This is a genomic window from Craterilacuibacter sp. RT1T (assembly GCF_023502145.1).
GTDB lineage: Bacteria > Pseudomonadota > Gammaproteobacteria > Burkholderiales > Chromobacteriaceae > Craterilacuibacter.
Genome location: NZ_JAMFLI010000001.1, coordinates 569,835 through 590,099, shown reverse-complemented (window position 1 = coordinate 590,099; position 20,265 = coordinate 569,835). Strand labels below are relative to the sequence as shown.

Here is a 20,265-nt window from a genome sequence, read left to right as displayed (position 1 = left end):
TGGCGTTTCTAGCGAGTGAGCCCACCATGCCGACACCCCATCACGTCAAGCCGGGCAAGCACTGGCGGGCAAGCGATTTGCGCGGACTCAGCCAGTTGGCGGGTCTGGCAGTCACCCATAGCAGCCATATTGTCGAAAACGTCCACCAGTCGATCAGGCAGACATTGGGCATGTCAGGCGGCGCGGCGCCCGGACAGACCGCCGGCATTACCGGCTTTGTCTACCAGAGCGTACGCGGCGTAACCCGCCTGCTTGACCTGGGCCTGCAACGGCTCTTCTCTGGTCTGGAAACACACGCACTGCCGCTGAACGAGGCGGAGCAAGACAGCCGGGAGCGGCTGGCGCTGCTGGCGGCACTGAATGGCGTGATGGGTGACAAGCTAAAAGTCCATCACAGCCCGTTTGCCCTGGATATGAGCTTGCGCCATCAGGGTGCGGCGCTGGACATGGCATCGCTCCCAGTGGATCAGGGTAAGGTTTTGCTACTGATACACGGCTTGTGCATGAATGAGCTGCAATGGCGCAGCGGCCCGCCAGAGGCGGGTTTCGATCATGGTGCCCGCTTGGCTGAGGCGCTGGGCTATACCCCGCTTTACCTGCGTTACAACAGCGGCCTGCATGTCTCGCAAAACGGCCACATCCTCGCCGAGCTATTGGAGCAGACACTAAGCCAGTGGCCGCGCCCCATTACCGAGCTGACGGTGCTGGCACACAGCATGGGTGGCTTATTGATTCGCAGCGCCATCCATTATGCGCGGGCTGCGGGTTTTTCCTGGCCGGACAAGTTGCAGAATATCGTGTTTCTGGGCACGCCGCACCACGGCGCACCCCTGGAGAAAGCCGGCAACTGGATAGATGTCATTCTGGGCAGCACGCCCTATAGCGCGCCGCTGGCCAAGATTGGCCAGTTGCGCAGCGCCGGCATTACCGATCTCAGGCATGGCTACGTGCTGGATGAGGACTGGCAAGGCCATGACCGCTTCCGGCGCAAGCCGGACGACAGGCAGATCCTGCCCCTGCCCGAGGGGGTCAATTGTTACACCGTCGCCGCAACAAGCAGCAGCAAGCGCAGCGTACTGGCCGAGCATATTGTGGGGGACGGCCTCGTGCCGCTGCAAAGCGCGCTGGGGCTGCATAAAGAAGCGGAACGCTGCTTGCACTTTGCCGGGGAAAACCAGTACATCGTCTACCAGAGCGGCCATATGGCCTTGCTGCGCGACCCGGCGATTTACCGCCAGTTAGTGCACTGGCTGGACAAGCCCAAGCTCGCGCCCTAAAAGCAAAATCCCGCCAGCGGCGGGATTTTGCTCGATACCCAAAGACACACGCTACAGCGCTTGCACCGGCGTCGCGCCGTACTTGACTTCGGTAATGCGGTTGTCGCCATCGACAAACACCTGCGCCGGCTTATTGGCGGCGACTTCCTGCTCGTTCATCTGGGCAAAAGTCGCGATGATCAACAAGTCGCCCGGCGCAGCGCGGCGTGCTGCCGAACCGTTAACCGAAATAATGCCCGAGCCGCGTTCGGCGCGAATGGCATAGGTCGCAAAGCGCTCGCCATTGGTCACATTCCAGATTTCGACTTCTTCGTATTCGAGAATATCGGCGGCTTCCAGCAGGTTTTCATCAATGGCGCACGAGCCGATATAGTGCAGTTCCGAATGCGTGGTCGTCACGCGGTGCAGCTTCGATTTGAGCATGCTTCTGAGCATGAGGTGTTTCCCTTTTTGTCCTGACAATCAAACCATAAAGCCCGCTGCGAACCTGCGGCGGGCTTTATGCGGGTAGAAGACAGGCCGCTTAACGCGCGACTTCTACATTGTCGATGAGGCGGGTCTTGCCCAAACGGGCCGCGACCAGCACCACCAGATTTTTTTCACCGGCATGGGCGACTTCCAGCGTTTGCGCCTGACGCACCTCGACATAATCGACACGCCAGCCATGCGCCTCCAGATCCTGGCGCGCACGCGTTTCCAGCGCCGCATAATCGCTGTCGCCGGACAGCAAAGCCTCGCGCATCAGCGCAAGATTGCGGTACAGACGCGGCGCTTCGGCACGCTCTTCGCTGGTCAGATAGCCATTACGCGAGGACAAGGCCAGGCCATCATCGGCACGGCCGGTATCCACCGCCACCAACTGCACCGGGCTATTGAGGTCTTCCACCATGCCGCGGATAATCGCCAGCTGCTGGTAGTCCTTCTTGCCAAAACAGGCGAAATCCGGCTGGACAATATTGAACAGCTTGGCGACGACCGTCGCGACACCACGGAAATGCCCGGGGCGGAAAGCCCCGCACAACTCGTCCTGCAGATGCGGCGGCTCGACATTGAACGACTGGCGTACATGCGGATACAGTTCGGCTTCCAGCGGGAAGAACAGCACATCGACACCGGCGGCTTCCAGCTTGGCGCAATCGTCGTCGAAAGTGCGCGGGTAGGCATCAAAATCCTCCCCTTGGCCAAACTGCAGGCGGTTGACGAAGATGCTGACCACCACATGCGCGGCATGCTGATGCGCTTCGTTTACCAGTGCAATATGGCCGGCATGCAGATTGCCCATGGTCGGCACAAAAGCAACGCTAGCGGCTTGTTTACGCCAAGCGCGCAGCTCGGCAATGCTACGAATGATTTGCATGGTTCACCCCTTAGAAGGTGTGTTCGGCGGCAGGGAAACTCTTGTCCTGCACCGCCTTGACATACGCTTCGACCGCACCCTGTATGCTCTGGGCGTCAGCCATGAAATTCTTGACGAAACGCGCCTTCTTGCCCGGATAGACACCCAGCGCATCGTACGACACCAGCACCTGACCGGACACATCGACACCGGCACCAATGCCTATGGTCGGCACCGCCACGGTTTCGGTGATTTCACGCGCCAGGGCGGAAGGTACACATTCCATCAGCACCATGCTGGCACCGGCCTCGGCCAGCACCTTGGCATCGTTGACGATGCGGCGCGCATCGTCTTCGCTCTTGCCCTGCACCCGGTAACCGCCAAAGGCATTAACGAATTGCGGGGTCAGCCCGATATGGGCACACACCGGAATGCCGCGCTCGGACAGGAAACGGGTGGTTTCCGCCATATAGGCGCCGCCTTCGATTTTCACCATATGGGCACCGGCCTGGATCAGGCGCGACGCATTGGCAAAGGCCTGCTGCGGGCTTTGCTGGTAGCTGCCGAAAGTCATGTCGCCCAGCACCAGCGCACGTTTAGCGCCACGCGCAACACAGCGCACATGGTATTCCATCTCTTCTTGCGTCACCGGCAAGGTTGAGTCCACGCCCTGAATGACCATGCCCAGCGAGTCACCCACCAGCAGGATATCGACACCGGCATCCTCCAGCAGGCTCGCAAAACTTGCGTCGTAGCAAGTCAGCATGGAAATCTTGCGGCCTTCGGCGGCCATCTTGTTCAGGGTATTGACAGTGACTTTCATGACCTAGGTGTCTCCTTAGGGTCTTTGGAACTGCGCACAAGCCTGGCTTGTGGCCAGACGCATCAAGCGCTCTTGTTAAAGTAACTGCGCTGCCCGCGCATCTCGCTAATGCAGCGCAACAATAATTCAAAATCTTCATCCCCCTCAAGCAAGTTGAGGTGGTCGGTGTTCACGGTCAACAAAGGCGCGGCATCATACTCGTAAAAAAAGTTACGGTAAGCCTCGTGCACCCGTTTGAGATAGCCGTCAGGAAAATTGACCTCATACTCGCAAGCGCGCTCGGCAACTCTGGACAGCAGCACATCTTCCGATGCCTCCAGATAGATCACCAGATCCGGCGACGGGTACTCGGGCAAGATGCGCGGCGTCAATTGCCGGTAGAGCGCCAGTTCTTCTGCATCCAGATTGGCGCGGGCAAACAGGCCATCTTTTTCAAACAAAAAGTCTGAAACCACCGGCCGCCCCTTGAACTCGCCTTCTATCATGCTGCGCGCGGCAGCACTGCGCTGCAACAAAAAAGAGAGCTGGGTAGACAGTGCGTGATGCGGCATGCTGCGATAAAAACGCGGCAAAAAGGGATTGTCCTCGGGCGCTTCGGCCAAAAGATCGACTTCCCAATGCTCGGCCAGACGGCGTGCCAAGGTCGATTTGCCGGCACCTATCGGCCCTTCTATCACCACATAACGCAAAGGATTCATGCACGCTCTCCAACAATCGGACGGGGGTTTAGTCGTTCAGACGCTCGATACCGGCCGAGCCCAGACGCTCAGCCAATTCTCGTGCCGACCCGTAATGCCCCAACTGGTAGTCGGGTGCAATCTGGGCCAAAGGCTGCAACACAAAAGCGCGCTCATGCATGCGCGGGTGCGGCAGGGTCAGCACCTCACTATGCCTGATCTCGTCGCCATACGTCAGCAGATCCAGGTCCAGTACGCGCGGCGCGTTGCGAAAAGAACGCACACGGCCATGCACACGCTCGATTTGCATCAGGGCATCCAGCAATGCATCCGCATCCAGCGCGGTGTCCAGCTCGGCCACGGCATTGACAAAATCAGGCTGCGCAATAAAGCCGACCGGCGTGGTGCGGTATAAGGCGGAGCTGGCCAGCAAAGCGGTGCCGGGCAAGGCAGCCAGTGCCGCCAGCGCCTGCTTTAACTGGGCGGCCGGGTTATCCAGATTGCTGCCCAAAGCAATAAAGGCGCGGGTCAAGCGGCATCTCCGGCAGCCGGCTTTTTACGCGGACGGCGGCGGCGCTTGCGTGCAGGCGCACCATCCTCATCCTTGACCGCCGCAATCAGCGCCTGACGCGCGTCATTGTCGCCCTTCTGGAAGTCAGCCCACCAAGTCACCAGCGACTGCGGCACTTCGCCAGCGGCAGCGCGCAGTGCAAGGAAATCGAAACCGGCGCGGAAACGCGGCTGCTCCATAAAGCGGAACGGACGCTGGCCACTACGCGCATCGAAGCGCGGCTGCTGCATCCAGATTTCACGCATGGTGACGCTAAAGCGGCGCGGAATGGCAAAATCATTGTCCTGCGTTGCTTCCACATCGGCCATGGCCTGCATCAGGGCCGGAATCGGTTTTTCACCGTCCGCCTGCAAAGCCTGCCAGCGCTGGTCCACCTGACGCCACAGCAAAGTGGCCAGCAAGAAGCCGACCGAAATCGGCCGCTCGTCGCGCACGCGCGCATCGGTGCTATCCAGCGCCAGACGGATAAAACTGTCATCGGCCGCCTCGCCCATCACCACATCCAGCAGCGGGAAGGCGCCACCGGACAAGCCCTCATCACGCAGCTTGGTCAGGCAGTCCCAGGCATGGCCGGACAGCAAAAGCTTGAGCAACTCGTCAAACAGGCGTGCAGCCGGCTCATCTTTGAGCAGCACGGCATGGGAGGCAATCGGCTTGCGCGTTTTTTCGTCGATCGCGAAACCCAGCTTGGCCGCCAGACGCACGGCGCGCAGCATGCGCACCGGGTCTTCCTTATAGCGCTGCACCGGCTGGCCTATCATCACCAGCTTTTTAGCCTTGATGTCGCGCATGCCCTGATGAAAGTCGACGATGGACTCGTCGGACGGATTGTAAAACAACGCATTAACGGTGAAGTCGCGGCGGTGCGCGTCTTCTTCCTGCGAGCCGTAAGAGTTGTCGGCCATGATGCGGCCCGAGTCGTTCTTGCGGCCGATATTGCCGCCACGGAAGGTGGTGACCTCGATGGTTTCCGGCCCCATCATCACGTGGACAATGCGAAAACGCTTGCCGATGATGCGCGAGCGGCGGAACAGGTGATGCACCTCCTCCGGCGTCGCATTGGTGGCGACATCGAAATCTTTGGGTGACACACCCAGCATCAGGTCGCGCACGGCCCCCCCGACCACATAAGCGGAAAAACCGGCTTCCTGCAAGGTGGAGGTTACACGTTGGGCGCCGCGACTGAGTTCGTCACGCCGGATTCCGTGCATGGCAAACGGAATGACTTTGGGCTTGCCACGGCGGCTGCCCAACTCTGCGGGCAGTTCGAGCACGCGTCGGATTAACTTGCGGATCATGGGAATGGGGTAGCGGATTCTGGTTTTGGTCGCGGGACGCCGCGACAGACATGAAGCGGATTATATCGCGAAACCGGCCGCTGCACACCTCGCTTGACAAAGGCAGGGCACACACCCTACGCTGAGCCCTCTTGAGTACAGTGCAATATCTGCCATTCAAGTACCGGGGTTTCGACCCCAGCGCCGATTTAACCGACAACTTGCAGGGCGCCCATATAAATCCTGCTAAAGCGACGCCTGGCTGCGACCGGGCCCGCATAAGGCGACCCGCGCACGACAAGGATAGAACCATGTACGACTGCCAGACTGATAACTACACCGACTTTGACGCTCCGGCGCCGACCACTTTGCGTACTGCTTCTTGCCTCAATGGCGTGTTGCATGCGCACTCGCTGCATCCCGATACCCATGGTGCACTGGCCAGCCTCGCGGCCCACGCCGCCGTGCTGGGCTACATCCCGCGCCACAAAGGCACCAGCTTGCTGATCGCCGGTGTTTCACTGGATGACGCACTGGCGATCAACAGCCGTTTTGCCGCCCAGCTGGTCATCAGTTGCGAGCTGCGCCAGGACCCGCCCGCCCGCCACCGCTAAAGCACAGGCCGGACAGGAGCAGGCGTTTGCCGCTACAATAGCGCGCTTACGCCTGTTTGCTCTGGATAACCATGCTGTTCGAACTCAATCGTGCGCCGCGCGGCGCTATCAGCCGCGAAGCACGCTCCCTGATCCATCTTGCCTTGCCCATGATGATCGCCCAAGTCGCCCAAGTCGCTACCGGCTTTGTCGACACGGTGATGGCCGGCAATGTCAGCACCGATGATCTGGCTGCCGTATCACTGGGCTCCAGTATCTTCGTAACCGCCTACGTGACCCTGATGGGGGTGGTGGCGGCGCTCAATCCTATTTTGTCGCACCAGTTCGGCTCGGGCGAACATGGCGATATCGGTGAAACCGGCCGCCAGGGTCTGTGGTTCGGCCTGTTTGCCGGCATCTTGGGCATGGTTGCCATGATTGCAGTCGAGCCCCTGCTCAGGCTATGGCTGACACTGCCAGAACATGTCGAAGACATGACCATGCTTTATATCACCGGCGCCGCGCTTGGCATGCCGGCGGCACTGCTGCACCGCAGCCTGCACGCCTACGCCTCCAGTCTTAACCGGCCACGGCCCATTATGCTGGTCAGCCTGATTGCGCTGGCGCTCAACATCCCGCTTAACTACATCCTGATTCACGGTCTGTACGGCATGCCCCAAATGGGCGGTGCCGGTTGTGGCTGGGCCACCGCCATCGTGTTCTGGTTTAATGCCATCGCGCTCTATATCTATATCGCGCGCGCCAAGCACTTCAAGCCCTACGGCCTGACCGAACGCATGAGCTGGCCCGATTTCAAGCGCTATGCCGGCTTTCTCAAGCTGGGCATTCCGATCGGCCTGTCCTTCTTTGTCGAAGTCAGCCTGTTTTCCTTTATTGCGCTGCTGGTTGCCAAACTGGGCACACTGGTCGTAGCCAGCCATCAGGCGGTACTCAACTTCAGCAGCATCATCTATATGCTGCCGCAAAGCCTGTCGGTGGCGCTGTCGGTGCGTGTCGGGCAAGCCGTGGGCGCGGGTGACTATCTGCAGGCCCGCTTCGTCTCCGGCGTAGGACTGGTGACCGGCCTGATCGCCGCCATTATCACCATGGTGCTGGTCTTGCTGCTGCGCGAGCCCATCATCCGCATGTATACCAACGACCCGCAAGTCATCGCCATCGGCCTGACCCTGCTACTGTTCGCGGCAGTCTATCAATTGACCGATGCGGCACAGACCATCGCCTCGGGCGCACTGCGCGGCTATAAACTCACGACCATTCCGATGTTTATCCATATTGTGTCGTTCTGGATACTGGGCCTGGGCCTGGGCATTGTGCTGGGCTTGACCAATTATCTGGTACCGGCCATGGGCGTGAACGGTTTCTGGGCCGCGCTGGTGGTCAGCCTGTCGGTCGCCGCCTTTTTTCTGGTCTGGTATCTGGCACGCGAAAGCCGCCAGCGCCTGCATCGCCAACATTTAGCAAAGATTGCGCCATGAGTCTGACCCTGCATCAAGAAATCTCACTCAAGCCCTACAACAGCTTCGGCTTGAATGCCAGCGCACGCCATTACGCCGAACTGGAAACACTGGCGGATTTGCCCGCCCTACTTGCCTGCGATGCTTACCGGCAGGGGCCGGTGCTGTGGCTGGGCGGCGGCAGCAATATGCTGTTTACCCGCGACTACCCGGGTCTGGTCGTGCGCATGGCCACGCGCGGCATACGCATCATCGCCGACAGCGACACGCATATCGAGCTTGAAGCCGCAGCGGGTGAAGTCTGGCACGACTTTGTGCTGCATACGCTAAAGATGGGCCTGTCCGGCCTGGAGAACCTCAGCCTGATTCCGGGCACGGTTGGCGCCAGCCCGGTACAGAACATCGGTGCCTACGGGGTAGAAGTAAAAGATGTGATCAGCGAGGTGGTCTGCGCCGATCTGGCCAAGGGTGGAGCCGAAGTGGTGCTGCCAAACAGCGACTGCCGCTTTGCCTACCGCGACAGCATCTTCAAGCGTGAAGCCGGTGCACGCCTCTTGGTCACTGCCGTGCGTTTCAGGCTGGCCAAGGCCGCCAGTCTCAAAACCGCCTATGGCGATATTGCCCGCGAACTGGACAGCCGCGGCATCAGCACGCCTACGGCGCGCGATGTCAGTCAGGCGGTGATCGCCATTCGCTCGCAAAAGCTGCCCGACCCCGCACAGCTGGGCAATGCCGGCAGCTTCTTCAAAAATCCTATTGTCGACGCATCCCAAGCCGCAGCACTGCTGGCACGCCACCCGGCATTGCCGCACTATCCGGCTGGCGAAGGCCGGGTCAAGCTGGCAGCCGGCTGGCTCATCGATCAGGCCGGCCTGAAGGGCTACCGCGAAGGCGATGCCGGCGTACACGCCAAACAGGCGCTGGTACTGGTCAACTATGGCACGGCCAGCGGCAGCGACATCTGGGCGCTGGCAGACAAAGTCAGGCTGACGGTCGCCCAGCACTATGGCGTCGATATCGAGCCTGAACCTATCGTAATCTGAACTAGCCGGCCGCCCGCGCTGCGGCAATATACAGGCTGACCATGGCGGCAAAACCCAGCAGCCAGGCCAGCGAGCGCAGTGTGGGCCGGTCGGTGATGTAAAACACGCCATGTGCCAGACGGGCCGCGATAAAGATCAGCGCCGCCACATCCATGGTCATGGGCGAAACCCCCATCAGCTGCGCCACCAGCACCGCAGCCACCCAAGGGGTCAGCGCTTCCCAGGCATTCTGCTGGGCCCAGTTAGCACGCAGGCGATGGCCGCTCGCTTTCGCCAGCACGGCGCGCGGCTGGCGGTTATCGTACGGCGCCCCGGCCTTGGCCAATACCGCCCACAACAAAGGCAGTAGCGAGGCCATCAGCAAACTCCACAAGGCAAAACTCATCATCACGCTCCTCACGGCTGCAGCCGCATTCAATCCCCACGCTTGCCCAGATAGGTCGCATCATCAAACGACACCACCCATGCCGGCCGGTACACCGTCAACACGGCCATCGCAAGGCCCGTGGTAAAGGCCTCGGACCACGACAGCAAGAAATAAAACGGCAAGACTTCGTTCAGCAAAAAGTCCGTTGCATAAGCCCCGACCAGCATCAGCGCCACACATGAAGCCAGCGTTGACAGCAACAGGCTGGCACCGCCAGCGGCAAAGGCACACACAAACAGATAGACAAAATAATTCGCCGGTAGATAGCGCCGGCTTAAGCGCCACACCCCGTGCACCAGACCCACCGGCAGCAAAGCCATGGTCAGAAAATTCATGCCGAAAGCCTGCCACTGCCCCAGGCCCAGCATAGACACCGCCAGCAGCACCAAAGCCAAAGCCGGCAAGGCCAGCCATGGTCCCAGCATCAGCGTCAAAATGGCTGCACCCAGCAGGTGAAAAGACAGGCCGTCATGGAGCCCGCCATGCAAGAGCCACAAAGCCAGCACCACCAACGTCGCCCCCATACCCGCATTAAGCAGACGGCTATCGAGCTTGCGCCACGGCGTGCGCCACAGGCAAAACAGCAAGACCAGCAGCGACAACAGCGCCGACAAGCCTAGCCAGTCACGGGGAAACAGGTCGGCAGTAAAATTCATCACGGACACAGACAAAGCAATATGCGCGAATCATAGCAGAATACGAGTCCACTTCCCTTAAGCATTGCAATGCGGCATTCTGCTAGAATCGCGCTTTTGTCGCCTGCCACGGAGAATGCCATGCCCCGCCTGCCCGCCCCTCATCTGATTGCACAGGACGTTGCCCGCGCGCTGGCCGAGGACATCGGCTCTTGCGACTGGACGGCACAGCTGGTTGCGGCCGAAACGCAAGGCCAGGCACGCATTATCGTGCGCGAGGAAGCCGTGATCGCCGGGCAAGCGTGGTTCGACGAATGTTTCCGCCAGGTTGATGCCAGCTGCCAGACTCTGTGGCTAGTCAAAGAAGGGGAAAATGTCGCAGCGGGACAAACGCTATGCGAAATCACCGGCCCGGCGCGTGCCTTGCTCAGTGCCGAGCGTTCGGCGCTGAATTTCCTGCAGCTGCTGTCGGCCGTCGCCAGCGAAACCCGCCGCTACAGCACGCTGATTGCCGGCACGCACGCACGCATTCTCGACACCCGCAAGACACTGCCCGGCCTCAGACTGGCACAGAAATACGCGGTACTGGCCGGTGGCGGCTGCAATCAGCGCATCGGTCTTTACGATGGCATTCTGATCAAGGAAAACCATATCGCCGCCGCCGGTTCGATTGCGGCCTCCTTGCAAAGCGCATTCGCACTGGCACCAGCCGGGGTCAGCATACAGGTGGAAGTCGAGAATCTGGACGAGCTGCAACAGGCGCTCGACGCCGGTGCCACGCTGGTGCTACTGGACAATATGTCGCTGGAAGCCATGCGCGCAGCCGTCGCGCTCAATCAGGGACGCGCCGAGCTTGAAGCTTCGGGCGGGGTGGACTTTGACACGGTACGCGCCATTGCCGAAACCGGCGTTGACCGCATCTCGATCGGCAAACTGACCAAGGATATCCGCGCCATCGATTTATCGATGCGCTTTACCCAGGCTTAAGCATTTGCCTGGCGATATCCCCGTTACGGGTTGGCACAGAGGGCTTGTAGGGTTTGTGTCGCGGACCTGTTGCGCTGGCCGCGTCCGCGCGGCAAGCGCGCGGGCACTACGCCAGACGCACTGCCAGCTGGTGCAGCATGCCGGCGGTCGCCCCCCAGATGAAATGTTCTTCATGGGTGAGCGAGTAATACTCGCCCGTCACACCGCCACGATTAAAAGCATGGCGCTGATAGGCTGACAGATCGAGCGCGCGCGCAAGCGGCAGCTCGAAAATCTCGGCCACCTCCCCCGGCTCGGGCACCAGACTCACCGGCACCGTGACAATGCCGACAACCGGATGGATGGCAAACCCGCTTAAGGTCGGGTAAACCTCCATCTCGCCGACCACGCTGACCCTGTCTTGCGCCAACCCCACTTCCTCCCAAGCCTCGCGTAATGCTGCATCGACCACACTCGCGTCGAGCGCATCCACTTTGCCGCCGGGAAAGCTGATTTGCCCGGCGTGGCTTTTCAAGGCCTCGGTGCGGCGCGTCAATAAAATGCTCGGTTCTTGCTCATGCCACAAAATGGCGATCAGCACTGCCGCCGAGCGCAGCTCGACATGCGCAGGAAAACCCTGGGCAAATTCGGGACGCACCGGCCGCGCCGCGCGCGCCATACACATGGACAACCAGCCATGGGCATCCTCAGCCGTGGCGGGAAAGTCGGGACAAAGACCATGATGGGCAGGGTTCATTTGCATATCATGTCTGCTTGCCATAAAAAAAGCCAGCGCAAAGGCTGGCTTGTTGCGGCGAACAGATTTTAGCGGCGCATCGAATCGAAGAAGGCTGCATTGGTCTTGGTCGCGCGTATCTTGTTCTGCAAGAACTCCATCGCCTCGATATCGTCCATCGGGTACAAGAGTTTGCGCAGCACCCAGATGCGCTGCAACTGGTCTTGCGGCACCAGCAGCTCTTCGCGGCGCGTGCCCGAGCGGTTGATATTGATGGCTGGGAAGATACGCTTCTCGGCCATTTTGCGGTCAAGATGCAGTTCGCAGTTGCCGGTACCCTTGAATTCTTCGTAGATCACGTCATCCATGCGGCTGCCGGTGTCAACCAGCGCGGTGCCGATAATGGTGAGCGAGCCACCTTCTTCGACATTACGCGCGGCGCCGAAGAAACGCTTGGGGCGCTGCAGCGCATTGGCGTCCACACCACCGGTCAGCACCTTGCCCGAAGCCGGCACCACCGTGTTGTAGGCGCGCGCCAGACGGGTGATGGAGTCCAGCAGAATCACCACGTCTTTTTTATGCTCGACCAGACGCTTGGCCTTTTCGATCACCATTTCGGCAACCTGCACATGGCGCGTGGCCGGTTCGTCAAAAGTGGAACTCACCACTTCGCCGCGCACCGAACGCTGCATCTCGGTCACTTCTTCCGGACGTTCGTCGATCATCAGTACGATCAGAATCGCTTCCGGATGGTTGGCCGAAATGGCATGGGCAATATGTTGCAGCATCACCGTTTTACCCGACTTGGGCGGTGCCACCAGCAGCGCGCGCTGGCCTTTGCCGATCGGGGCAATCAGGTCGATGATGCGGCTGGTAATATTTTCTTCCGCCTTGATCTCGCGCTCCAGCCGGAACGGCTCGGTCGGGAACAGCGGCGTCAGGTTTTCAAACAGGATCTTGTGCTTGGAGTTTTCCGGCGGCTCGCTATTAACTCGGTCCACCTTCACCAAGGCAAAGTAGCGCTCACCGTCTTTAGGCGTACGGATCTCGCCTTCGATGCTGTCGCCGGTATGCAGGTTAAAGCGGCGAATCTGGCTGGGGCTGACATAGATATCATCCGGACCGGCCAGATACGAGGTATCCGGGCTACGCAGGAAGCCGAAACCGTCAGGCAACACCTCCAGCGTACCTTCGCCGTAAATGCTCTCGCCTCTTTTGGCCTGGTTTTTCAGCAGGGCAAAGATCAGGTCTTGTTTACGCAAGCGGTTGGCGCCGTCAATTTCATTGGCGATCGCCATTTCCACCAATTGGGTGACGTGGAGATGTTTGAGGTCAGATAAGTGCATAGCAGCCGTGTGTCGACTTTTGATGAAGTGAAGGGCAACGATTGACTTCAAAAGCCGGAAGTATGAGGAAGAAATCGGGAGAACAGGCGGCGGAGGGGCCGCCCGTACATGAAACTGCAGGAAGGATAGTCTTGATTAGATGTGGCTGTCAATAAATGCCGTCAGCTGACCCTTGGCCAGTGCGCCAACCTTGGTCGCCACCACTTCACCATCCTTGAACAGCATCAGGGTAGGAATGCCGCGGATACCGAACTTGGGCGGAGTCTGCTCGTTCTGGTCGATATTCAGCTTGACCACTTTCAGGCGACCTTCGTAATCGCGCGACACATCGTCCAGAATCGGGGCGATCATCTTGCAAGGACCACACCACTCGGCCCAGTAATCAACCAGAACCGGGCCTTGTGCCTTCAGTACATCCTGTTCGAAGGAGTCATCGCTAACGTGCTGGATAAGATCGCTCATGGTTTCCTCTGGGTATGTATGCGTTATTCGCTGTTTAAGCGCTGATGGTAGCAAAGCCTCAAGCCCAGCGGCAAGCCCGAATCCGGCAAGGCTTTGTCTTGGAGCCGGCGGCAAGCCTGCATGACAAAATAATAGCAGGGCGTATAGTACAGGCATGACTTTCCCCCTCTCCGCCTTACGCGCCCGCCTGTACCGCCTGATGCCGGGACTGCCGGCTTTCGTCCACTACCGGCGTCAGGATTTACCGGCTGACCTGTACGCCGGCCTGACCGTGGCCAGTATTGCCCTGCCGGTGGCGGTGGCCTACGCACAAATGGCCGGCTTTTCGCCCGAAATCGGCCTGTATGCCTGCATGCTGCCATTGCTGGCCTATGCACTATTCGGCAGTTCGCGCCTGCTAATTCTGGGGCCGGATGCCGCCACCTGCGCCATGGTCTCCAGCGCCCTGATTCCACTCGCCGCCGGGCAGCCGGACACCTATCTTGCGCTGTCGGCGCTGCTGGCTTTTTTTGCCGGCGTGTTTTGCCTGCTGGCCGCCCGCTTGCGCCTGGGCTTGTTGGCCGATTTTTTGTCCCGCCCCATCTTGGTCGGCTTTCTCAACGGTGTGGCACTGAGTATTTTCATCGGCCAAAGCGGGCCGCTGCTGGGTTTCACCCTGGACAGCCACCGCATCTTGCCGCGCCTGGCCGAGCTGGCCGACAAACTGCCGCAAACCCATATGCCAACACTGGCCATCGGCCTGTTTACCTTCGCCATCATGCTGCTGTGCGCCCGCCTGCTGCCGCGCCTGCCGGCTGCACTTGTCGCCATCATCAGCAGCAGCGCCGTAGTCGCTGCGCTGGGTTTGCAAAACAAAGGGGTTGCCATACTGGGCTTTGTACCGGCCGGCCTGCCCATCCTGCATCTGGACTTTAGCCATGTGTCGGCTTACGAGTTGGGCGGGCTGTTAACAGCGGCTGCCGGCGTTGCCCTGATCAGTTTCTCCAATGCCATCCTGACTGCCCGCAGTTTTGCCGCCAAAACCGGCGAACAAATCGACCCGGATCAGGAGCTCAATGCGCTGGGCGCCGCCAATATTGCGGCGGCCCTGTCCGGCAGCTTTGCCATCAGTGCCGCCGACTCGCGTACCGCCGTCAATCTCGCGGCCGGCGGGCGCAACCAGATGGTGTCGGTTGTCACTGCCGGCGTCATCGCACTGGCCATTGTGTTTCTGACACGCCCCTTGCAATTTGTCCCGATCGCGGCGCTGGCTGCCATTTTGATGCATGCCGCCTTCGGCCTGATCGATCTGGCGACACTGCGCCAGTTACGCCAGATCAGCCGCAGCGAACTGGGCGTTGCACTTTTGACCACGCTGGGGGTGGTCAGCGCCGGCGTAATGCAGGGCATCGCCATTGCCGTCGGCCTGTCGCTCTTGCGTTTTATCCGCACCACCGCCCGCCCCGATGACGAGATTCTCGGCCGTATTCCCGGCGTACCCGGTTTTCACGACAGCCGGCGTCACCCTGATGCCGTACTGGAGCCCGGCGTGCTGATTTACCGCTTCAATGCGCCGCTGGTTTTTTTCAATGCCCCCTACTTCAAGCACCGCGCCTTGCAAGCCTGCCAGACACAAACCGGCTTGCGCTGGATGATCATAGACATGCTGCCGCTGACCCGTCTGGACGCCACCGGACTTTATACCCTGCACGAACTCAAACACGAACTGAGGCTGCGCGGCATCCATCTGGCGCTGGCCGGACGCCGGGCCGAGCTCCTGCAATGGCAGCAAAGCCATGCCCAGCAGGACTGGGGCAGCGCCGATCATCTTTACCAGACACTGAAGCAGGCACTGCGTGCTTTTCAGGCGACAAAAACCACAAGCCCGCCTTTGTCTGCCACGGGGCATTAGGCGAACGGCACGCATCGGGTATAATGCCCGCTTGTTCCATGTACAAGGACTCGAAATGGGTTTCCTGCAAGGCAAGAAAATTCTGATCACCGGCATGATTTCCAACCGTTCGATCGCTTACGGCATCGCCCAAGCCTGTCACCGTGAAGGGGCAGAACTGGCGTTTACCTATGTAGTCGACAAGCTGGAAACGCGTGTCCGTGATATGGCGGCCGACTTCGGCTCCAAGCTGGTCTTCCGCTGCGATGTGCAGAACGACGACGAAATCAACGCGCTGTTTGCCGATCTGGGCAAGGAGTGGGAGGGGCTGGACGGTCTGGTGCACGCCATTGCCTTCGCCCCGCGCGAAGCGCTGGAAGGCGACTTCCTCGACGCGCTCAGCCGCGAAGCGTTCCAGACCGCACACGACGTATCGGCCTACAGCTTCCCGGCACTGGCCAAGGCGGCACGCCCGATGATGCAGGGACGCAAGGCATCGCTGCTGACCCTGTCCTATCTGGGTGCGGTACGCGCCATGCCCAACTACAACGTGATGGGTCTGGCCAAAGCCAGCCTGGAAGCGTCGGTACGCTTTATGGCGGCCAGCCTGGGCAAAGAAGGCATACGCGTCAACGGCATCTCGGCCGGCCCGATCAAGACGCTGGCAGCCGCCGGCATCTCCGGCTTCTCCAAGCTGCTTAGCGCGGCGGCCGATCAAGCCTGCCTGCGCCGCAATGTCACCACCGAAGAAGTCGGCAATACCGCCGCCTTCCTGCTGTCCGACCTGTCGTCGGGCATTACCGGTGAAATCACCTATGTGGATGCAGGCTTCAGCATCAATGCCATGAATGCGGCAGAAAACTAAGCACGCACCACCTTAGGCAAAGGCGTCCGCTTGCGGGCGCCTTTATTATTTTCACCGACCGGATCAGCCCCGTCATGCTCAGCCATAGCCAGAAAATCCGCTTTTTCCGCCACCATATCCCGGCATTCGCCTGCATTCCCGGCTGCCACGATTGCTGCGGCCCGGTCACCACCTCAAGCGAAGAGATGGCCAGACTGCCACGCAAAAGCGCCGCCGAACACGAAGCGGCGCTGACGGCACTGAGTTGCCCGCATCTGGGCGACAAGGGCTGCCAGGTCTATGGCGAACGCCCGCTGATCTGCCGCCTGTTCGGCACCACCGAGAGCCTGCCCTGCCCGCATGGCCGCCGCCCCGAAGTGCTGACCGATCCGGACATCGAGGCGCAAATCCATCAGTACATGCGCGACACGCGCCAAGTGCTGGTTTAAGCCCTCTCCATAAAAAAGCCCGGCCTAGGCCGGGCGCGGTCAATGCTGGCTTCAGGCTCAGAAGCCTATCGTGTACAAAGCCCAAATGCTAAGCAGCGTGCCGGCTAAGGCCGTGCCGTAACACAGCAGCCGGGCACCCGTGCCTGCGTGGATGCCTACATCGTGCAGGCTATGGAAGATGCGGTGTACCGCATGCCAGAAGAACAGGGCCACCACCGCCAGGATAAAGGCCTTGCCGAACAGGTTCTGCGCAAAGGCCAGCATCTTGGCGTAGGAAAAGGCATCTGCCGGCAACAGGCCCAGCGGAACGGCAAAGGCCGTGATCAACACCAGCATGGTGCCGATCAGGGCCGACAACATACCGCCGGCGCCAAACAGCAGCCAGAAGACCGGCTCATGGCTACGCTTCAGGCTTGGCTTCATTGTGCACCTCCGCTCGTCAACATCCATACGATCCCGAATAGCAGCACGCTGGCCACCAGTGCGGCGCCCAAACCCAGCGCGGTAATGGTGGCACCGGCCACCCGCCTGCCACCGAGCTTCATCGGCGGCAGGGTACGCGGCATGATTTTGAACCAGGTGTAACCGTGGTACGCCATCATGGCCAGAATCACGCTGTTAGCCAGCAGCAGCGGCACGCTGCCAAGCAGTGCGCGATAAGCCTCCCACGCGGCCTCACCTTGCGCCAGACATAACACGCCCGCCAGCAACTCCAGCGCATACAGCCAGACAAAAAAGGCCGTGCCTTCGTGCACCATATACTCGACAAAAAACGGGTCGCGCTTCCACCAGCCAGCCATAGGCCGGATATAGGGTTTTCTCGCACTCATCGGCACGCTCCTTTTTCGCCGGCAGGACGCATAAAGCGGAAGAAATAGTCGCGCGCACTGGCGACCTTGTTGACGTTGACCGCATTAGCCGGATCCACCATCTTGGGGCAGACCTCGGAGCAATAGCCCACTGCGGTGCAGTTGAACACCCCCAGTTCGCTATTGATCAGCGCCATGCGCTCGGCGCTGCCGCCGTCGCGGCTGTCGAGGTTATAGCGGTGCAACAGGGCAATGGCACCCGGGCCGATAAAGTCGGGATTCAGGCCGACCTGCGGACAGGCGGCATAACACAGGCCGCAGTTGATGCAGCCGGCAAACTGGGCATACAGATCCATTTCTTCCGGTGTCTGCAGATACTCGCCCTCATCCAGCGCACGCGCCTGTTTGGGGATGATGTAGGGTTTGACCTTCTGCAGCTTGTCCATAAAGCCATCCATCACTACCACCAGATCGCGCTCGATCGGGAAGTGGGCCAGTGCCTCGACCCGGATGCCTTCTGGGTAGTCGCGCAAGAACGTCTTGCAGGCAAGCGCAGGCTTGCCGTTGACCATCATGCCGCAACTGCCGCAGATCGCCTGACGGCATGACCAGCGCAGGCTGAGTGTGCCGTCCAAATCGTCCTTGATGTAGTTCAGCGCGGTCAGCACCGACATATCGTCGCTGTACGGCACCTGGTAATCCTGCCATACCGGCACCGCGTCCTGCTCGGGGCGGTAACGCAATACCGAAACCTTAGCCATTGCTGCGCTCATTGTTTAGCCTCCTGCCCTGCCTGTTGTTTTTCTGCGGCCTCGCCTGCCGCACCATAGGCACGCACGCGCGGCCTCGAACGGGTGATTTTCACGTCGCCATAGGAAATGGCCGGGGCGCGCCCCGCCTGATAGTGCGCCAGCGAGTGCTTAAGGAAGTTGACGTCGTCGCGCGCTTCGTAGCCATCCAGACGCTGGTGCGCGCCGCGCGACTCGCGCCGGTTCAGTGCCGAATGCGCCATGGCTTCGGCCACATCCAGCTGGTAACCCAGCTCGATCGCCAGTAGCCAGTCGCTATTCCACACCGAGGAGCGGTCTTCGATATGCACGTTCTGGTAACGCCGCTTCAGTTCGGCCAGCTTGTCGCAGGTGGCCTGCATGCTGTCGTGCAGGCGGTAGATGCCGCAGCCCTCTTCCATGGTTTGCGCCATTTCGCGGCGGATATCGGCGATGCGCTCGGAACCGTCGCGGCGCAGCAGGTTTTGCGCCGGCAAGGCGGCCGCTTCGGCCAGACGCAGCAAGTTCGCACTATTGCGCGCCTTGGCAGAGCGGGCGTAACGGGTGGCGGATTCGCCGGCGACCTTGCCGAATACCGACAGTTCGGCCAGCGAGTTGGAGCCCAGACGGTTGGCGCCGTGAATGCCGACGCTGGAGCACTCGCCGGCGGCGAACAGCCCCGGCAAGGATGCCGCGCAGTGCACATCGACCGGAATGCCGCCCATGGTGTAATGCACGGCCGGGCGCACCGGAATCGGCTCGGTGACCGGGTCGACTCCCATGAATTCGCGTGCCAGCTCGCAAATTTGCGGCAGGCGCTCATGCAGTTTTTCCGCGCCCAGGTGGCGCAAATCCAGATGCACCACCGGCCCGTAGCGGCCGTCTATGGTGCGGCCCTTCTGCATCTCGTACCAGAATGCCTGGCTTAAGCGGTCGCGCGGCCCCAGCTCCATCGCCTTATTGCGCGGCTTGTCCTCGGCCGGGCCCAGACCATAGTCCTGCAAATAGCGGTAGCCATCCTTATTGACCAGCAAACCGCCCTCGCCACGACAGGCCTCGGTAAACAATAGGCCGGTGCCCGGCATACAAGTCGGGTGGTACTGCACGAACTCCATATCGCGCAAGGGCACACCATGGCGGTAGGCCACGGCCATGCCGTCGCCGGTGACGATGCCGCCATTGGTGTTCTCGCGAAATACGCGCCCGGCGCCGCCGGTAGCAAACACCACCGCACCGGCTTCAATCAGCACCATCTCGCCGCTGGCGATTTCCACCGCCAGCACGCCTTGCGCGCGGCCGTCGTCGACAATCAGGTCCAGCATGAAATATTCGTCGAAACGACGGATGGAAGGATATTTGAGCGAGGTCTGGAACAGGGTGTGCAATATATGGAAGCCGGTCTTGTCGGCGGCAAACCAGGTGCGTTCTATTTTCATGCCGCCAAACGGGCGCACATTGATATGGCCGTCTTCCTTGCGGCTCCACGGGCAACCCCAGTGTTCGAGCTGTACCATTTCGCGCGTACATTCGCCGACGAAATAATCGACGACATCCTGCTCGCACAGCCAGTCGCCACCAGACACCGTATCGTTAAAGTGATGCTCCAGACTGTCATGCGCCTGCACTACGCCAGCGGCGCCCCCCTCGGCAGCCACCGTGTGGCTGCGCATAGGGTAAACCTTGGACAACAGCGCCACCGTCTGCGCAGGATCCAGCTCGGCGGCGGCAATCGCCGCCCGCAAGCCTGCCCCGCCGGCCCCCACAATCACAACATCAGCCTTGAATACCTGCATACATGCTCCTGTGGCCGGCCCGCCTGCGGGTCAGTCGGATAATCATGTCATTAATATAAAGGTATTCTTATTCAGTTGATTTGATCCCG

General features: G+C 60.4%; 23 protein-coding genes. 8 read left to right on the top strand and 15 right to left on the bottom strand.

Translation table 11 applies throughout. The features are described from left to right. Window positions 1–26: 26 nt before the first annotated feature. Window positions 27–1,277: an alpha/beta hydrolase gene (locus M3P88_RS03085; RefSeq protein WP_249614583.1), complete on the top strand. Its 1,251-nt coding sequence runs from the start codon at window positions 27–29 to the stop codon at window positions 1,275–1,277. Between the two features lie 51 nt (window positions 1,278–1,328). Here the strand turns inward: M3P88_RS03085 and panD are convergent, their stop codons facing one another. The 6 genes from panD to pcnB all read right to left on the bottom strand — a co-directional run bounded on the left by panD (window position 1,329) and on the right by pcnB (window position 5,982). Beyond that, the gene (gene panD / locus M3P88_RS03080) at window positions 1,329–1,712 is read right to left on the bottom strand and encodes an aspartate 1-decarboxylase (protein WP_249614582.1); all 384 of its coding nucleotides are present in this window, start codon (window positions 1,710–1,712) and stop codon (window positions 1,329–1,331) included. An 88-nt stretch (window positions 1,713–1,800) separates the two neighbouring features. Next, window positions 1,801–2,634, bottom strand: coding sequence for a pantoate--beta-alanine ligase (gene panC / locus M3P88_RS03075; protein WP_249614581.1), 834 nt, complete (start codon window positions 2,632–2,634; stop codon window positions 1,801–1,803). A gap of 10 nt (window positions 2,635–2,644) precedes the next feature. After that, complete coding sequence (gene panB / locus M3P88_RS03070) at window positions 2,645–3,436, bottom strand: 3-methyl-2-oxobutanoate hydroxymethyltransferase (RefSeq protein WP_124735999.1); 792 nt, start codon at window positions 3,434–3,436, stop codon at window positions 2,645–2,647. A gap of 62 nt (window positions 3,437–3,498) precedes the next feature. Further along, window positions 3,499–4,134 carry a deoxynucleoside kinase gene (locus tag M3P88_RS03065; RefSeq protein ID WP_249614580.1) on the bottom strand — a complete coding sequence of 212 codons (636 nt, stop codon included), beginning with the start codon at window positions 4,132–4,134 and terminating at the stop codon, window positions 3,499–3,501. Window positions 4,135–4,162: 28 nt separating this feature from the next. Further along, window positions 4,163–4,645, bottom strand: a complete 483-nt coding sequence (folK, locus tag M3P88_RS03060; RefSeq protein ID WP_249614579.1) for a 2-amino-4-hydroxy-6-hydroxymethyldihydropteridine diphosphokinase — start codon at window positions 4,643–4,645, stop codon at window positions 4,163–4,165. Beyond that, window positions 4,642–5,982 (bottom strand): polynucleotide adenylyltransferase PcnB, encoded by a 1,341-nt coding sequence (gene pcnB / locus M3P88_RS03055; RefSeq protein WP_249614578.1) that lies wholly within the window; start codon window positions 5,980–5,982, stop codon window positions 4,642–4,644. The genes folK and pcnB overlap by 4 nt, the downstream gene beginning before the upstream one ends. Before the next feature lie 290 nt (window positions 5,983–6,272). On the opposite strand from pcnB, the gene M3P88_RS03050 reads away from it, so the two are divergent. From M3P88_RS03050 to murB, 3 genes are all read left to right on the top strand, one after another. Next, window positions 6,273–6,575 (top strand): hypothetical protein, encoded by a 303-nt coding sequence (locus M3P88_RS03050; RefSeq protein WP_249614577.1) that lies wholly within the window; start codon window positions 6,273–6,275, stop codon window positions 6,573–6,575. A 71-nt stretch (window positions 6,576–6,646) separates the two neighbouring features. Further along, complete coding sequence (locus M3P88_RS03045) at window positions 6,647–8,050, top strand: MATE family efflux transporter (RefSeq protein ID WP_249614576.1); 1,404 nt, start codon at window positions 6,647–6,649, stop codon at window positions 8,048–8,050. After that, window positions 8,047–9,072, top strand: coding sequence for a UDP-N-acetylmuramate dehydrogenase (gene murB / locus M3P88_RS03040; RefSeq protein WP_249614575.1), 1,026 nt, complete (start codon window positions 8,047–8,049; stop codon window positions 9,070–9,072). The genes M3P88_RS03045 and murB overlap by 4 nt, the downstream gene beginning before the upstream one ends. A 1-nt stretch (window position 9,073) precedes the next feature. Here the strand turns inward: murB and M3P88_RS03035 are convergent, their stop codons facing one another. Both M3P88_RS03035 and M3P88_RS03030 read right to left on the bottom strand, forming a co-directional pair. After that, window positions 9,074–9,460 (bottom strand): MAPEG family protein, encoded by a 387-nt coding sequence (locus M3P88_RS03035; protein ID WP_249614574.1) that lies wholly within the window; start codon window positions 9,458–9,460, stop codon window positions 9,074–9,076. Window positions 9,461–9,486: 26 nt separating this feature from the next. Continuing rightward, window positions 9,487–10,155: an energy-coupling factor ABC transporter permease gene (locus M3P88_RS03030; RefSeq protein ID WP_249614573.1), complete on the bottom strand. Its 669-nt coding sequence runs from the start codon at window positions 10,153–10,155 to the stop codon at window positions 9,487–9,489. A gap of 120 nt (window positions 10,156–10,275) precedes the next feature. On the opposite strand from M3P88_RS03030, the gene nadC reads away from it, so the two are divergent. Continuing rightward, on the top strand, window positions 10,276–11,121 hold the full coding sequence (gene nadC, locus M3P88_RS03025) for a carboxylating nicotinate-nucleotide diphosphorylase (protein WP_249614572.1): 846 nt from the start codon (window positions 10,276–10,278) through the stop codon (window positions 11,119–11,121). A 106-nt stretch (window positions 11,122–11,227) separates the two neighbouring features. On the opposite strand, the gene M3P88_RS03020 is transcribed toward nadC, so the two are convergent. The 3 genes from M3P88_RS03020 to trxA all read right to left on the bottom strand — a co-directional run bounded on the left by M3P88_RS03020 (window position 11,228) and on the right by trxA (window position 13,644). After that, a complete protein-coding gene (locus M3P88_RS03020; protein ID WP_249614571.1) occupies window positions 11,228–11,863 on the bottom strand; it encodes a CoA pyrophosphatase in 636 nt (211 codons plus the stop codon). A 62-nt stretch (window positions 11,864–11,925) separates the two neighbouring features. Next, window positions 11,926–13,182, bottom strand: a complete 1,257-nt coding sequence (gene rho, locus M3P88_RS03015) for a transcription termination factor Rho (protein ID WP_249614570.1) — start codon at window positions 13,180–13,182, stop codon at window positions 11,926–11,928. Window positions 13,183–13,317: 135 nt separating this feature from the next. Next, the gene (gene trxA / locus M3P88_RS03010) at window positions 13,318–13,644 is read right to left on the bottom strand and encodes a thioredoxin TrxA (RefSeq protein WP_124736010.1); all 327 of its coding nucleotides are present in this window, start codon (window positions 13,642–13,644) and stop codon (window positions 13,318–13,320) included. 154 nt (window positions 13,645–13,798) lie between these two features. Between trxA and M3P88_RS03005 the strand changes: the two genes are divergently transcribed. The 3 genes from M3P88_RS03005 to M3P88_RS02995 all read left to right on the top strand — a co-directional run bounded on the left by M3P88_RS03005 (window position 13,799) and on the right by M3P88_RS02995 (window position 16,807). Further along, window positions 13,799–15,535, top strand: coding sequence for a SulP family inorganic anion transporter (locus tag M3P88_RS03005; protein ID WP_249614569.1), 1,737 nt, complete (start codon window positions 13,799–13,801; stop codon window positions 15,533–15,535). Window positions 15,536–15,590: 55 nt separating this feature from the next. After that, the gene (gene fabI / locus M3P88_RS03000) at window positions 15,591–16,379 is read left to right on the top strand and encodes an enoyl-ACP reductase FabI (protein WP_124736012.1); all 789 of its coding nucleotides are present in this window, start codon (window positions 15,591–15,593) and stop codon (window positions 16,377–16,379) included. 74 nt (window positions 16,380–16,453) lie between these two features. Continuing rightward, window positions 16,454–16,807 (top strand): YkgJ family cysteine cluster protein, encoded by a 354-nt coding sequence (locus M3P88_RS02995; protein ID WP_249614568.1) that lies wholly within the window; start codon window positions 16,454–16,456, stop codon window positions 16,805–16,807. A gap of 57 nt (window positions 16,808–16,864) precedes the next feature. Here the strand turns inward: M3P88_RS02995 and frdD are convergent, their stop codons facing one another. From frdD to frdA, 4 genes are read right to left on the bottom strand one after another with little or no spacing between them, the layout of a single operon-like run. Then, on the bottom strand, window positions 16,865–17,230 hold the full coding sequence (gene frdD, locus M3P88_RS02990) for a fumarate reductase subunit FrdD (RefSeq protein WP_249614567.1): 366 nt from the start codon (window positions 17,228–17,230) through the stop codon (window positions 16,865–16,867). Continuing rightward, complete coding sequence (locus M3P88_RS02985) at window positions 17,227–17,637, bottom strand: fumarate reductase subunit C (protein WP_249614566.1); 411 nt, start codon at window positions 17,635–17,637, stop codon at window positions 17,227–17,229. The genes frdD and M3P88_RS02985 overlap by 4 nt, the downstream gene beginning before the upstream one ends. Next, window positions 17,634–18,389: a succinate dehydrogenase/fumarate reductase iron-sulfur subunit gene (locus tag M3P88_RS02980; RefSeq protein ID WP_249614565.1), complete on the bottom strand. Its 756-nt coding sequence runs from the start codon at window positions 18,387–18,389 to the stop codon at window positions 17,634–17,636. The genes M3P88_RS02985 and M3P88_RS02980 overlap by 4 nt, the downstream gene beginning before the upstream one ends. After that, on the bottom strand, window positions 18,386–20,176 hold the full coding sequence (frdA, locus tag M3P88_RS02975; protein ID WP_249614564.1) for a fumarate reductase (quinol) flavoprotein subunit: 1,791 nt from the start codon (window positions 20,174–20,176) through the stop codon (window positions 18,386–18,388). Before frdA ends, M3P88_RS02980 begins: the two co-directional genes overlap by 4 nt. Between the last annotated feature and the right edge of the window lie 89 nt (window positions 20,177–20,265).